This window comes from Phytohabitans kaempferiae, from assembly GCF_042433955.1.
In the GTDB taxonomy this organism is placed as follows: Bacteria; Actinomycetota; Actinomycetes; order Mycobacteriales; family Micromonosporaceae; genus Phytohabitans; species Phytohabitans kaempferiae.
Map to the genome: position 1 here is coordinate 254,739 of NZ_JBHLUH010000060.1, position 13,582 is coordinate 268,320.

General features: G+C 66.6%; 11 protein-coding genes. 3 read left to right on the forward strand and 8 right to left on the reverse strand.

What is annotated here, in order from left to right; translation table 11 throughout:
* Positions 1-5 precede the first annotated feature (5 nt).
* Positions 6-989: an ornithine cyclodeaminase family protein gene (locus tag ACFFIA_RS28780; protein WP_377256426.1), complete on the forward strand. Its 984-nt coding sequence runs from the start codon at positions 6-8 to the stop codon at positions 987-989.
* A gap of 903 nt (positions 990-1,892) precedes the next feature.
* On the opposite strand, the gene ACFFIA_RS28785 is transcribed toward ACFFIA_RS28780, so the two are convergent.
* Entirely contained in the window at positions 1,893-2,447 is a 555-nt protein-coding gene (locus tag ACFFIA_RS28785; protein ID WP_377256429.1) for a Uma2 family endonuclease, read from the reverse strand.
* Between the two features lie 146 nt (positions 2,448-2,593).
* Here ACFFIA_RS28785 and ACFFIA_RS28790 point away from each other — a divergent pair, with 146 nt between their 5' ends.
* Both ACFFIA_RS28790 and ACFFIA_RS28795 read left to right on the forward strand, forming a co-directional pair.
* Positions 2,594-2,923: a DUF2397 family protein gene (locus ACFFIA_RS28790; protein WP_377256432.1), complete on the forward strand. Its 330-nt coding sequence runs from the start codon at positions 2,594-2,596 to the stop codon at positions 2,921-2,923.
* Positions 2,895-3,473 carry a DUF2397 family protein gene (locus tag ACFFIA_RS28795; protein ID WP_377256523.1) on the forward strand — a complete coding sequence of 193 codons (579 nt, stop codon included), beginning with the start codon at positions 2,895-2,897 and terminating at the stop codon, positions 3,471-3,473. The genes ACFFIA_RS28790 and ACFFIA_RS28795 overlap by 29 nt, the downstream gene beginning before the upstream one ends.
* Positions 3,474-3,831: 358 nt before the next feature.
* Here ACFFIA_RS28795 and ACFFIA_RS28800 read toward each other — a convergent pair whose 3' ends face one another.
* The 7 genes from ACFFIA_RS28800 to ACFFIA_RS28830 form a co-directional block, all read right to left on the reverse strand.
* Positions 3,832-4,104: a hypothetical protein gene (locus tag ACFFIA_RS28800; RefSeq protein WP_377256435.1), complete on the reverse strand. Its 273-nt coding sequence runs from the start codon at positions 4,102-4,104 to the stop codon at positions 3,832-3,834.
* Positions 4,105-4,109: 5 nt separating this feature from the next.
* Positions 4,110-4,373: a hypothetical protein gene (locus ACFFIA_RS28805; RefSeq protein ID WP_377256438.1), complete on the reverse strand. Its 264-nt coding sequence runs from the start codon at positions 4,371-4,373 to the stop codon at positions 4,110-4,112.
* Between the two features lie 778 nt (positions 4,374-5,151).
* Complete coding sequence (locus tag ACFFIA_RS28810; protein ID WP_377256441.1) at positions 5,152-8,115, reverse strand: FAD-dependent oxidoreductase; 2,964 nt, start codon at positions 8,113-8,115, stop codon at positions 5,152-5,154.
* A 110-nt stretch (positions 8,116-8,225) separates the two neighbouring features.
* Positions 8,226-9,017 (reverse strand): ATP-binding cassette domain-containing protein, encoded by a 792-nt coding sequence (locus tag ACFFIA_RS28815; protein WP_377256444.1) that lies wholly within the window; start codon positions 9,015-9,017, stop codon positions 8,226-8,228.
* Positions 8,995-10,899, reverse strand: coding sequence for a dipeptide/oligopeptide/nickel ABC transporter permease/ATP-binding protein (locus tag ACFFIA_RS28820; protein WP_377256446.1), 1,905 nt, complete (start codon positions 10,897-10,899; stop codon positions 8,995-8,997). Before ACFFIA_RS28820 ends, ACFFIA_RS28815 begins: the two co-directional genes overlap by 23 nt.
* A 74-nt stretch (positions 10,900-10,973) precedes the next feature.
* Positions 10,974-11,915, reverse strand: coding sequence for an ABC transporter permease (locus tag ACFFIA_RS28825; protein ID WP_377256448.1), 942 nt, complete (start codon positions 11,913-11,915; stop codon positions 10,974-10,976).
* Between the two features lie 102 nt (positions 11,916-12,017).
* Positions 12,018-13,523: an ABC transporter substrate-binding protein gene (locus ACFFIA_RS28830; RefSeq protein ID WP_377256451.1), complete on the reverse strand. Its 1,506-nt coding sequence runs from the start codon at positions 13,521-13,523 to the stop codon at positions 12,018-12,020.
* Positions 13,524-13,582: the final 59 nt, after the last annotated feature.

Genomic DNA, 13,582 nt, shown 5'->3' on the forward strand with positions numbered 1-13,582 from the left:
ACCGAATGCTGATACTAGGACGAAACGACATCGACGCCTTGCTCACGATGGAGCTGGCGATCGAGGCGGTCGAGGCGGCGGTCCTCGCCTATCGGTACGGGCGGGTGGATCTGCCGCCCCGCACCCACCTGCACGTGCGGGAACCGTCCGGTGAGGTGCTGGCCATGCCGGCGGTGCTACAGGACGAGAGCCTCTTCGGCGTGAAGATGTGGTCGCGCGTGGAGCCGCCAGGCGCGCCGGTGCGGACCACCGCGCTGATGATGGTCGTGGACGCCGCCACCGGCCGCGAGGCGCTGCTCGACGCGGACGCCATCACCGACGTTCGCACGGGGGCGATGACCGCGGTGGCCGCCCGGCACCTCGCCCCGCCCGACGCCACCACGGTCGGCGTCATAGGCACCGGCTTGCAGGCACGCACGCAAGTGCTCGCGCTGGCCGCCGTGCTCCCAGCGCTGAGCCGGATCCGGGTACACAGCCGCACGCCGGCCCGCCGCACCGGTTTCGCTGCCGCGCTGGCCGCCGAACCCGCCCTGGCCGACGTGCGGGTCGAAGCCGAGTCGTCGGCCGAAGCCACCGTCCGCGAAGCCAACGTCGTGGTGGCGGCCACCACCGCGACACAGCCGGTTATCCGAGACGAATGGGTGGACGGCACCGCGCTGGTCTGCGGAGTCGGCACGCACGAGCCACACGACCGCGAGATCGAGGCCGCGACAGTGGCGCGTGCCGGTGTGGTGGCCGTCGACACCAAGCCAACGGGCATCCACGGCGCCGGTGACATCTCGCTGCCGATCGCGGACGGGCTCATCGCCGAGTCGTCCGTGCTCGACCTAGGAGACCTGGTAGAGCATCCACGCGCGCGGGGCGAAGGCGTCGCGGTGTTCAAGAGCGTCGGGTTCGCGGCCGCCGACCTCGCGGTCGCCGCCCGCCTGCTGGCGCAGGCCGGTGATACCGGCGCCGGCGTGAAGGTGGACCTGCGCGGCAAGGGATGACGAGGTGTCGACAGCATCACAGAGTTTGCGCAAGCGGCGGGAGGCGGCGATCAGACAGGCACCCCCTCAACACCAGACCAACAAGCTCATGGCGGCGAGAACCCGTCCCCCACCAAACTCGGGGAGCCAGTTTCACTCCCCAGCAGAGATCGTCTCAGAGGCCCGTGTCAAGTAACTGGATCGGCACTGTGTCGGGGCCGGTCCAAGCGTAGGAGCCGGGCCAACCTGACGCGCTGGTCTTCGGTCATCGGCGGCGCTTGCGCCGCCAACGCCTGGATCTCGTCCTCGATTGCCAGGTCGAGTAGGTATCGGGCCATCGGTAACGTCCCCCTCGCCTCCGGATGGCCCGTTACGTTCTCGTACGGGTTGTCGAGGCTCAGGGCATCGTCAGATCGCGGCTCGCCGGCCGGTGGCCCGTGGCCGCTCGAACTGCGGCCGTGCTGGTCACGCATAGGACGACTCACGGACGATCATGATGTCACCGTACGTCCGTGGCACGATCGAGCAGGTGTGCCACGGAGAACCTCTGCTCGCTCACGCGACCCAGCCCAGGGGCAGCTCGACACTGCCCTCGTAGCTGCAGGTCACCTCCGCCGAGCCCGGCGATGTCCACGTCCCACGCGATGTGCGGGCTATCGGCGTGGTCGCCCGTTCGGCACAGGGCACGGGTGTCAGAGGAACAGCTTGCATCGATGCGGAATCCGGCCGCCGACTCTGGTTTTCGGGGGGTTTTCGGGGGACGATTCAGAACTCCATAGACAAGGACAAAAGCCCTGACCGCGTTTCCGCTGGTCAGGGCCTATCTTGTCGGGACAGCCGGATTTGAACCGACGACCCCTTGACCCCCAGTAGTCCCCTGGGTCAGCGGCATGCTCACGCACGCTGCCCAGGTCACCGGAAGCCTCACGCGGAGCGCGGAGCGATCAGATCGTCGATGGCAAGGTCCGCAGCAGCGTACGGGACAGTAATGCGCTCCCCATGGAGGTATTCGACCCGCGTCCGGTACCCCGTCGAAATGGGCCCGGAGTGCTCGTAGATTGCCTCCTGCGTAACCACCCAGTAGACCGGGTAACCGGCCTGACCGTAAAGCTTAGCCTTGACGTTGAGATCCTGGATCATGGTCTCGTCGGCGACCTCGACCACGAGCAGCACGTCGGAAGCGTCCCAGACCGACAGCCTTGACCCGATCGATCCAATCGGATCCGCGTCCGCCCGACGCACCCAGCAGTCAGGGTCGGGAAGCGACTCCCCCGTCGGCAGCGTCGCGGTCGTCACTCGTACGCCGGACCGGGGCAGCAGCGCCAGAAGCTGGCCGACCGTGTCACCGTGCCACGAACCGATCACCACTGGCCAGATCTCTCCTTCAACGAGCTCCACCCGGTGGTCGAAGGCTCCCGCTTCCGATGCGCGCACGAACTCGCTCTGGCTCCATCGGTAGGCGAGCACGGGCTGGGTCATGGGTCCGAGCCTACCAACCAGCCCGATCTGCGGGTCGGTGACAAGACCAGGCTGCCGCCAGGGCTCCCCCATCGCGGCGCTGCGAAGAGCCTGCGCGCGCCGGCAACGGCCCAGAGGGTGTCGCACCGGCATGGCAGCATGCGCGGGTGCGCATCGAGTCAGTCTTCCGCCATGTGCCAGCGGACATGTTGGCCTTCACGACCACCGAGCGGGCGGACCTCAACACCGCGATCATGCACCTGCTAAGCGTGGTCAACGAGCGACTCGCCACCGCGCTCACCTTCGACGAGGTGCTCGCCGGCCTGCCTGAGGTCGGCTGGTGTGACCCGGTGAGCGACGCGGAGTTGGCCGACCGGCTCACTACCCTAGTCGGCTACGGCCTGCTCGACCGGGCGCGAAACCACAGCGCCCAGTACTTCCTCGGCGGACGAGTACGAGCGCAAGAACCTGCAGTACTCGTTAACCCGAAAGGGTGAAGCCGCGTTCGAGGGGTGTACAGCACGGACTCCATCTGCTCTCTGCCACCGGCGCGCTGCGGACGGCAGGCTCGACCCCATCGCCGACCGGCTCGACGAGCTGTACCGGCTGACCGGCGACTCGGCCTCGGACAACCGCCGGATCTACGCCGCGCTGAGCGAGCTGGAAGGCCACCGTCAGGCGCTGCGCACCAACACCATCGCGTTCAACGGTCAGCTGGCCCGGCTGCTGCGCGACGAGGATCTGGCCACGTTCCACGAGGTCAAGCGAGCGACGGTGGCCTACCTGGAGGAGTTCATCACCAACCTCGACCAGCGCAAACACACGACCGCCGAGGCGACGGGCTGGGTGGAGCGGCAAGGCGTGACAGTCTTGCAACATCGCGCGCTGGCCGGCGCCGACCTGCCGCTCTGCCTGGGCAGCCGAATCCGGCGCCCCGCTGGCTGGAGCAACGGGCGGTCCGGCGGCAAGGGCGGCGCGACTGGTTCCTACCCGGGCCGCCGACTACTCCGGAACCAGCGCCGCGCTCGGCATCTTGCTCGTCCTTGATCTAACGCCGCACCCGACCGGCGTCCGCCACCTCTCCGAGTGCGCCTGGGTCACCCGTCACCGCCCCGCGAGCAGCGACGTCGACCGGTACGTCCTTGTCGGCGTCGTGGTCGGCAACCGCAGTGCCCCAAGCGCGTACTCGCGAAAGCGAGGTCGTACGTGGCAGTAACAGGGCCATCAACCCCTCCCGCACTGGGAGGGGTTGTGATATCTCTCTCCGGACGCTGATGCCCGCCGTTTGCCTCCCGCGATCCGCGTCTCCGCCGGCAGGAGACACGAACGCTGTCCCGGCCCGGCGAGTGGGCCGGCGGCGGCACGTTGAAGCCAGTGATGCACGGTGCGAAGTCAGGCGCCAGCATCACGCAGGAGCGCTACCCGAACAGCTCTTCGAGAACCCCCTGGCCCGCGATGAGACCTCCTCGTCGGGGTAGAAGTCCCGACAGATACGCAGCGCGTCATCAACGGTGTGGACGTCGGCGAGCACGCCGAGGCTGCGCAGATCGTCGATGTCACGGGTACGCGCGGCCAGCGCCTTCATCGCGAAGATGTGTTCGGGCGAGGCGGCCATGATCCTCAAGTTCGGGTGATCGAAAAACGCGCCGCCTTCCCGGGTCGTCCTTGCCAGAGACATAGACGCTAGCCTGTTCGTTGAGCCACCACAGCGGCAGCCCAAGCTCCCTCCGCAACGGCTCGCGACTCCTCCAACACGACACCGTGCGGAACGAACATGGCATCGACGTCCCGCGTGACGCGGCCCGCGTCATAGGCGAGCGCCATCGCGGCGCCGTCCACGACGAACAGGTCCGCAACGACGCGACGACGGGCCAGCCGTTCACCCAGAGCGGTGAAGGCGCGCTCCAGATCTGCGCGGCCCATGAGGACCCCATCGGCATCCGTCATGCCGCCTTCAGATCATGCGCGGACAAATAAACGCCATGCTTACGGAACGCCGCCGGTGCTCGGACCAGCGCGTCGGCGCGCTGGATGGCGAGCTCGGCGGGAAACCAGGCCCGCCTTAACACCCGCGGCTCCGTCCACTCCGGTGGAGCGAGATCATGCTGAGCGCACAGGTGCTCGGCCAACGCGGCGAGCAGGGCATCCCACCGCTCGTCTCCCACGGGTGGCGGCTCAGCCTGGAGGAGGTTGACCTGGGGTATCAGCCGGCTCCCAGCGATACTCCTCAAGGAACTCCCACACCAACTTCCACAGCACCCGCTCATCTGCGGTCGCTGACAGGTGCTGGCCGAGCGCTTGCCAAGCTCATCGGCTCATACCTGACCACCACGTGTCGGATCCTACCGGCCTCATCCGATCATGAGGGCCAGCAAGCCGCTGGTGCCGCAGCAGGATTCCGATGCTCGCGCGACCTCCCGGCTCCGGGCAGGGAAGGCATCGAGCGCAAGCACGTAGACACAGAGGCGCCTATTTGTCCGGAGATAGCCCTCCGTCAAGGAGTCCAGACAACGAGCGAGACAACGCCGTCGGCTACGGTGTAGCTGGACAATACAGGGCAAATACGGCAGGACATCGAGTCACTAGACCGCCGAGTCAAGGGTTCCAACGCGGCATACTCGCCGACGAGGTTGAAGCCTCGCGATGCCCGGGAGGCTCCCGCAAGTCTTTGACGCGGAAACCCTCTCGCTGTCGGGACGGCCGGATTTGAACCGATGACCCCTTGTTAAGACCGCCAGACCGGCGAATGATCAAGGCTGAAGGGCGGTACGTCGGCGTGGAGGCTGCTGAAGGCGCGGCGGACGATCGCGCGGCCGTCCTTTTGATAGCGTTCTATGAGCCCGTGTGGTCTGAGGCCAAGCGCCACTGATGCTCGGGCGATCGAGAGGTCCAGCTGCCAGGTGTTGTCTTGGAATGCGTTCCGCAGCTGGGCGTGGTATGCGGTGCCCTCCGCCCAGGTCAGGAATCCGGGCTGGTCATCCTCAGACTGCCCGCGGACCGCAAGCTCGCTCGTGCGCCCGGTCGGGCGTCCTGGCAGGTCCCAGTATCCGGTCCTTTCTACGTGGGCCAGCCGGTCCAGTAGCGCGAGGACACGCTTTCGGCTCTCGTCGTCGTCGACCTGATGTCGGGTGACGAGACGCTCCAGAGTGAGCGCCACTGTCGTCAGGGTGTTGATTCCATGTGTCGGGAGATCCAGTAAACGTTCAATGGGCGTGAGCGACGCCTGGGTTCCGCAGCGCCGCAGAAGAGCCAGTGCGCAGAGCCAGTTCGGTGCGACGGCGGACCAGTGCTCTGGTATCGGGCGAGCCGGCTGCGATCCCGGCCGCCGGAGGGTCCATTCGTAGCCTCGCCCATAACCGTATTCAAGGGAATTGATCGCCGCGATTAGGCGTGGCTCTGCGGCGGGCTCGCCCCACATGGCGGCGATGCCTGCGGCGAGCCAGCTCACGAAGGGTCGCTCATCGTCCAAACGCGCGAGCACCGCTTCGTGGGCGAGCGACTCGTGGCGGTAGAGCCACCAGAGTGGCTCGCCGGGCTCTGTCCGGTCGAGGGATTCGAGCGCGGTGCGGAGCGTCAGATTGTCCGCGGTCGCATCCGTTGTTGTCATCGGGCTGCCGCCGAAGGGGTAGGCGCCGAATGCCAGGCTCGGCTGGGCCGCGCGTCCCATAGCGCCGGAAGCCTCGAGGTGTGCGCGGATCGCGGCGTAGTCGATCTCCAGGGCGGCGCGACCTTGCCGGGCTGATTCGGCCGCGGCGTAGCCGGCTGCCTCTCCGATCCGTTGCATGTCTCTTTGCATGCGCGCGACGTACTGCATGTCCTGTGTGGCTCCCAGGCATCGTGACGCGATCCACACATTGGTCAGGCCACGGGGCACGATCGTTCGATAGCTCACCTCGCATGCCATGGGCAGCGCATGTTGGCGGTTCAGCCAGCACCAGAACACGGCTTCGTCGCTCTCGAACTCGTAGTCGCTAGCGTGGCTGTCGTAGTGCGATCCGATGTAGCCGATGGGGTCGTCGCAGCTGACGCGGCTGATGAGGTCATCGAGGGTCAGCATCCGTTCGGTGATCACCTGGCGCCCCTGTCGCACGCCGAGCATGGGTGCGACATAGGTGGGACGGCTCAGGTTGTCGTACCGATCGACCAGATATTGGCGGATACCGGCGAGACGAGCGCGGCTGACGTCCTCGGGATCCGTTGGATCGCAGAAGCCGGCGTCGAAGTTGACCATCGCCATCCGGGGGCGCCCTCTGTCGTCGGCGAGGCGGCCGGAGGACTGCGAATATGCGTGCAGCATGCCGTCGGCTGGTCGACCGAGGGTGAACTCCGCGCCGGCGAGTGCGCAGAGGTCTCCATCGCCTGTTCCGTCGACGAATGATCCTGCTTCGATGCGAGTGATGCCATCCACGTCCGCGATGAGGGCGGCGACGAGTCGATCGTCGGAGCGCTCCACACCGAACAGAATTGCGTCCAGATAGGCGTCAACGTTTTCTTCCGCGAACCACCTCTCGAGGACGACCAGCTTGGCCCATGGGTTGAACGGGCCGTCGCCGAACGGCCCCCCACGTAGTTCTTTCATCAGGGCCCTGGTCCGGGCGTCCAGGCTTTTCTGAAGACCGCCGGACACTCCGAACCAATAGCCGTGGATCCCGCCTCCCGTTCCGATACCGCCGATGAAGGACTGAGCCTCCACGGCGACGACCTGCGCCCCCGCACGTGCGGCCGCGATAGCCGCCATCGCGCCACCGGTGCCCGCGCCAGCGATGCAGACGTCACTGCGGATGAGGCGGTCGGCGGTCGGTATCGACGCGGGGACGGTCGACCGGTCGGGAATGCCATCTGCTCGCGCACCGGCGAGACATTGGGCCGCTGCTCGCACACCGAGCATGTGACGGTCGGCCAGAGTCGAGATTTCGGTGGTGACGAAGGACGCGGATGCGTTCACGAGGTTCTCCGGTCCGCACACATCGGGGCCGCCGGCCGAGAAGCGCGCGACCGGTTCTATGCTCCAGTGGCTAAGTGACATGTGCGCCGTGGCATCGCCTGATCGTTCCTCGAGATCGACCAACGCCGAGAGGAGCCGATCCCGCATGGCAACAGGGCTCTCCGGAACTTCGACCGTGAGGAGACGTTCGGTCGGCCACGTTGTCCGCTGTAGTCCGTCGCCAGCCGTGTCCCAGGCCGGATGCTGAAGTGCCATCGTGGCGAACCTCGATACCGGCTGACGCGGCGAGGCGGCGAGATCGACCCGCATGACGAGCGAGCCCGTCTCTGTCGCGTCGATCCATTGCCGGGCGCGGACCCGGCGGAGACCAGCTCGCGTGGCGACGACAACAGCCGTGACTAACCCGTGGTCGATCTCCACCCCGACAGGCCGGGCGTAGTAAAGGACAGCGACGCCTGCCCGCATGATCCGATCTGTCGCGACCACCTCTGTGATCGCACCGTCAAGCCAGCCGTCGGCGCCCCCGCCGCGGACCGTGACCTCGCTCGCCAGCGAGCGCCACTCCGGCTCGTCGCACTCGCCGCTGACCGGAAACAGGCCACGACCGGACTCCCAAACGAGATCGCCCCGCTCCCCGACGAGGAGCACCGCCCGGCCCGCGTGGGCGAGTGCTAGAGCGGCGGCGTACCCAGCATGCCCGGTGCCAAATACAGCTACGTCATGAACAGCGTCGATGACCGCCACGACTCGTCATCCCTCCCTGGGTCAGCGCCAAGCACCAGCCGGCGCGCATGTAATCGTTCTTACACTAGTTCAAGAAAGTGTGCTTTGCTCTTCGAGCCCGCGCGTCCCCGCTAGTCGGATGGATGTCGATTGTTTGGGGCAGCGTTGAGTAGCGTTCGCGTGTACGGGTGCTGGGGCGCCCGAGTAAGGGCAGCGGCAGGTCCGGTCTCGACGATGCGTCCAGATCGCATTACCGCGATCCGATGGGAAACATGCCGCACGACGTCAATGTCGTGGGAGATGAACAAGTACGCCAGGCCGAGACGGTCCTGGAGGCTGATGAGCAGGTTCAGCACCTGTGCCTGGACAGACAGGTCGAGAGCGCTGGTGGGCTCATCGCAGATGACGAGGCTGGGTTTGAGGATCAGTGCCCGGGCGATGGCGATGCGCTGGCGTTGTCCGCCGGAGAACTGGGATGGGTATCGGGTTGCGGTGTCGGTGTGAAGACCGACCTGTTCGAGTGCGGCCGTGACTCTGCTTGTGAGATCGCGGCCAGACAGGCGTTCATGCACTCTGAGCGGCTCGCCGAGGGTTTGGCCAATCGTACGCGAGGGGTTCAGCGAGCCGTAGGGGCTCTGGAAGACAACCTGGATCTGGCTGGCCAGAGTTCGCCGACGGCGGCGCGGCGTCCGGGTGACGTCCTCGCCCCGGAAGAGGATGCGGCCCTTGCTCGGCGTCACGAGACCGAGAATGGCGTTGCCGACCGTGGACTTGCCGGACCCGGACTCACCGACGATCCCGAGGGTCTCCGCTGGGTTGACATCGAAGGTGACGCCATCGACGGCCTGCACATCTCGACCGCGGTGACCGGCCCTGAAAGTGACGCCCAGTTCCTCGACCTCAAGCAGTCTCGAGGCGTCCATAGACGGGCTCCTTACTGACGGCGGCATGGTGCAGGCATCGTGATCGCTGCCCTGGTCCAGCGGGGAACATCTCGATTGATCGGGCCGTGCATTCCGGGCCGGAGAGTGGGCAGCGGGCGGCAAAGCGACATCCCGTCGGCCAACTCTCCGGGTCGGGGACGCTGCCGGGAATCGTTGGCAGAGGAGCCCGGGGCGCGGTGCGACCTGGCCTGCAGGCGAGCAGGCCGGCCGTATACGGGTGCCGCGGAGCGTCGGTGAGCTGCGCGACGGTACCCGACTCAACCACCTGGCCCGCGTACATGACGTAGACGCGCTCGCACATGCGTGCGATCACTTCCCAGTCATGGCTGACCAGCACGACCGCCATCCCACGGTCACGTTGCAGGTCGCGCAAGAGATCGAGGATTTCGGCTTGCACCGTGACATCGAGCGCGGTCGTGGGCTCATCGGCGATGAGAAGGTCAGGATCTCCCGACAATGCCATCGCGATCGACACTCGCTGTGCCATACCTCCGGAGAGTTCATGCGGATAGCGGCGGGCGACGGACGTGGGATCGGGCAATCGCACGCTCGCCAGGAGTTCGAGCGACCGGGCCCGTACGACCCGGCTAGTTCCGCCGTGGTGCCGACGCACGAGTTCCTCGACCTGCCTGCCGACAGGAAAGACGGGATCCAGGCTACCGACTGGTTCTTGGGACACGAGTGCGATTCGAGAGCCGCGCACGTCGCGCCACGCTCGTGAGGAGTAGCCCGTGAGGTCGATTCTGTCGAAGACGACGATGCCCGAGGAGATCTGTCCGCCCTCTGGCAATAGCCCCAGGACAGCTCGTCCGGTCATGCTCTTGCCGCAGCCCGACTCGCCGACCAGCCCGATGGTTTCTCCCGACCCGACGTCGAATGCCACATCCTCGATGATCCGAACTGGGCCCGCAGTGCCAGGCAGCGTGACCGTCAAGCCGCGCACTGACAGGAGCGAATCGGCGGGCAGGGACACCGGGGTGGTGTACACATGACGGGACGGCGTGGAGGCACGCATGCCCCGCCGACGGGCTCCGCCCGAGAGCGGGCGCTCCCGCTCCTCCCCGACGTCGCGGATCGCGTCTCCGATCAGCGCGAAGGCGAGGATCGCGCAACCCACCACCACACCTGGAGGGATGAGCAGCCACGACTGACGAGCGATGACCTGGGATGCCTCCGAAATCATGCCGCCCCAGGTGGGCGTCGGCGGTTGCGCGATCAGCCCGAGGAAACTCAGCCCCGCCTGGGTCAGCAGTGCGGCCCCCGCGGCGAGCGAGGCCTGCACCAGCACCGGGCCAGTCACGCGCGGCAGTATCTGACCGAGCACGATGCGCCAGCTCGGCAGCCCAGCGACTCGCGCCGCCGACACATACAGCTCGTTGCGTACGGCGAGCGTCGCGGCTCGGACAACACGGGCGATGCTCGGGAAAGACAGGATCCCGACCGTGATCATGGCGACCGTGTTGTTGGCCCCGTAGATCGCGAGGACAACGAGCAACACGACCATGCCGGGCAGCGCGATCACCAGGTCCACGACCCAAGACACCGCTCGATCCGTCCAGCCTCCCGCGAAGCCAGCGATCAAGCCCGCAGTAACCCCCAGAAGCAAGAACGTCGCGACGGCTAGGACGACGCCGGTGAGACTGACCTGGCCGCCCAGCATAAGGCGGGACAACACGTCTCGCCCGAGCGCATCAGTTCCCAGGAGGTGCTCGCGGCTGGGCCCGGAGAGCACGTTGTTCATATCGGTCTTGAGCGCGTCGTACGGGGCGAGCCAGGATGCGCTGGCCGCCGCGAAGCTTAGGAACCCCAGGTACGCCAGCGCGAACACCGCTAGCGGCCGGCGTACGAACCCGTGGATCATGGTACGCCGCGGGAGCGATCGGGCCCCTCGCTCAGGCGCGGGCGGTTCGTTCGAAGGGGGAAGACTCGAGATGGTCACGACACTCTCGCCTTAGGATTGAGCCAGCCGTACGTCAGGTCAACGAGCAGATTGCCGACAACAACAATCAACGTGAATGCGATCACGATCCCCTGGACCATCGGCAGATCGTGTCGTGTGATGGCCGTCAGCGCCAACGAACCCAGGCCCGGCATACCGAACGTCACCTCGATCACGACCACTCCGGTCATCAGCCCGACAAACAGCAGCCCAATGACCGTGACGACCGGAATAGCCGCATTCCGCAAGGCGTGGCGGAAGATGATCGACGCCTCAGTAGCGCCGTTTGCCCGCAGCGTGTGCACGAAGTCTCGCGACAGCGCGGACAGCATCCCGTCACGCGTCTGCTTGGCGATGGTCGCGACCGCGCTCGACGTCAACGCGGCCACTGGGAGGACGAGGCTCGCGAGCCAACCTCCGACTGACGTCGTCAGCGGGACGTACCCTGTGGCCGGCAGGATCCGCCACTCGACCGCAAAGACTGACACGAGCACGAGCCCGAGCCAGAAGGCGGGAGTCGCGAAGCCGATCAGCGACAGCACGTCAACGGCACGGCCGAGCAGTCCACCTCGCACCGCGCTTACGACGCCCAATGCGACGCCTACGATGGCGGATACAGTAGTTGCCGCCACCGCGAGCGAGACGGTCACGCCCATCCGCGCCGCGATCTGGTGCCCAACATCGAGGCCGCTGATGGCGGACACGCCGAGGTCGCCGCGGAGTGCTCCCGCCAACCAGTCGAGGTACCGCTCGTGCATCGGCTGGTCCAAACCGAGACGGTGCCTGAGATAGTCGTACGACTCTTCGGTGTAGTTGTCACCGAGGATCGTCTGCGCTGTATCGCCGGGCGCGAGCTCCTGAAGCACGAAGGTCAGGATCGACACCGCGAAGATCAGAGGGACCGACAGGAGCACCCGCCGGAGGATGAGTCTTAGCATGAGTATGCCTTCTGCCCAGCTGCATCGGCCTGGCCTCGTTCGCGGGACCGCGAAGGCACCGGGTCGAGGGCCACACCGACGCAGGGTGATTGGATGCCCTTGCTATTCGGCTGGCCGGAACTCGACCGGGTTGGGGTTGAGCCGTCCTCCGGAGACCTGGATCCCTTCGATCGACTCGGAGGAGAGAAACACCAACGGTCGCACCGTCACCGGCACGAACCAGCCAAGCTCGACAATGCGAGCGACCAGCCGGCGCTCCAGTGCTTCCCGGGCCTGTGGATCGGCGGCGGCCGCCTCGCGGAATAGACGCGCTACCTCCTCGTCGGAGCTGCCGAAGGGATTGAACTGCGTGGCTCCAGGCAGGAACAGATTAGGACCTGTCCGCTGCAGTTCCTGGAAGCCGTAGCCGATTCCGTACGCGGGGAAGCGCCGGCTGCGCATCTGCTCAAGATACTGGTCGCCCGAACCCGCGGCGGTGATCGCGACGTCGACCCCGATCTCGCGCAGGTTGTCGGCCACCGCTTGGACGACCGCATCGGTCGTCGAAACGGAGACCACAGCCAGCGAGAAGCCGTCAGGGTAGCCGGCTTCGGCCAGCAGCTCACGCGCTCGCTCGGGGTCATATGGGTACCGCTTCTCCTCGTTGTACCCGGACTGGCCGGGTCCGACGATCTGCTCGGTGGCTGCGCCATGCTCGCCGTAGATGCCGCGTGCGATGCTCTCCCGGTCGACGGCATAGTTCAATGCCTGCCTCACCCGCACATCGGCCAGGGCAGGGGCCACCTCGCCGTTACGGTCCGCCAGGGCCAGACCGAGGAAGACGGCTGGGATGCTCGTCGCCTTCAAGCCGGCCTCCTCGGCCGTGATGATGAGGTTCGGGTCCTGTGACTGAATGAAGTCGACCTGTCCGGTCTGCAACGCCGACAGTGCCGTGTTGGAGTCGGGCAGGACGCGTACGACGATCTTCTCCCAGACGATGCGTGCGGGATCCCAATAGTCGGGGTTGGGGACGTACGTGTAGTGATCGTCGCTCACGGTCTCTGCCGGATCCAGCTTGTACTGGCCCGCACCGACGGTCTGCGTGGCCAGGATCGAGGGGTCGTCCAAGGCAGTTCGACCGACCATGTAGCCGGGCAGCTCACCCAACACTCGCGGGAGCAGCGGGGTCGGCTCGGACAATGAGAGCCGTACCGTCAGGGAATCGACGGTCTCTATCGATTCGATCGCCCGAAGCTGCGTGGCGGGCTGCCCGCCCAACTCGCGCGTCCGTTCGAGGTTCGCCTTGACGAGGTCAGCCGTCAGCTCCGAGCCGTCGCCGAACACAACACCGTCACGGAGCCGTAGCTCGAACTGTAAGTTCCCCGCGCCGAGGAACTTCCAGGACGCCGCTAGCCCAGGCGCCGGGTCGCCGCTCGCTCCGACGTAGATGAGTGGCTCGTACGCGATCTGCGCATACACGAGATTGCCGGACGCCTGCGCCGGGTCAAGGCTGACGGGCGGGCTTAACCACCCGATCCGCAGAGAACGTACCCCCTCGTCAGCGCGGTCAACGGACGTGCACGCCGACAGCGACAGAGCCGCTGTGGCGAGAACGGCTGCGCCGCGCACCCACCTCCGCATCGGCAAGCGGGACTTCAGGTCGCGAGTCGGGGGATCGGGAAGACCCG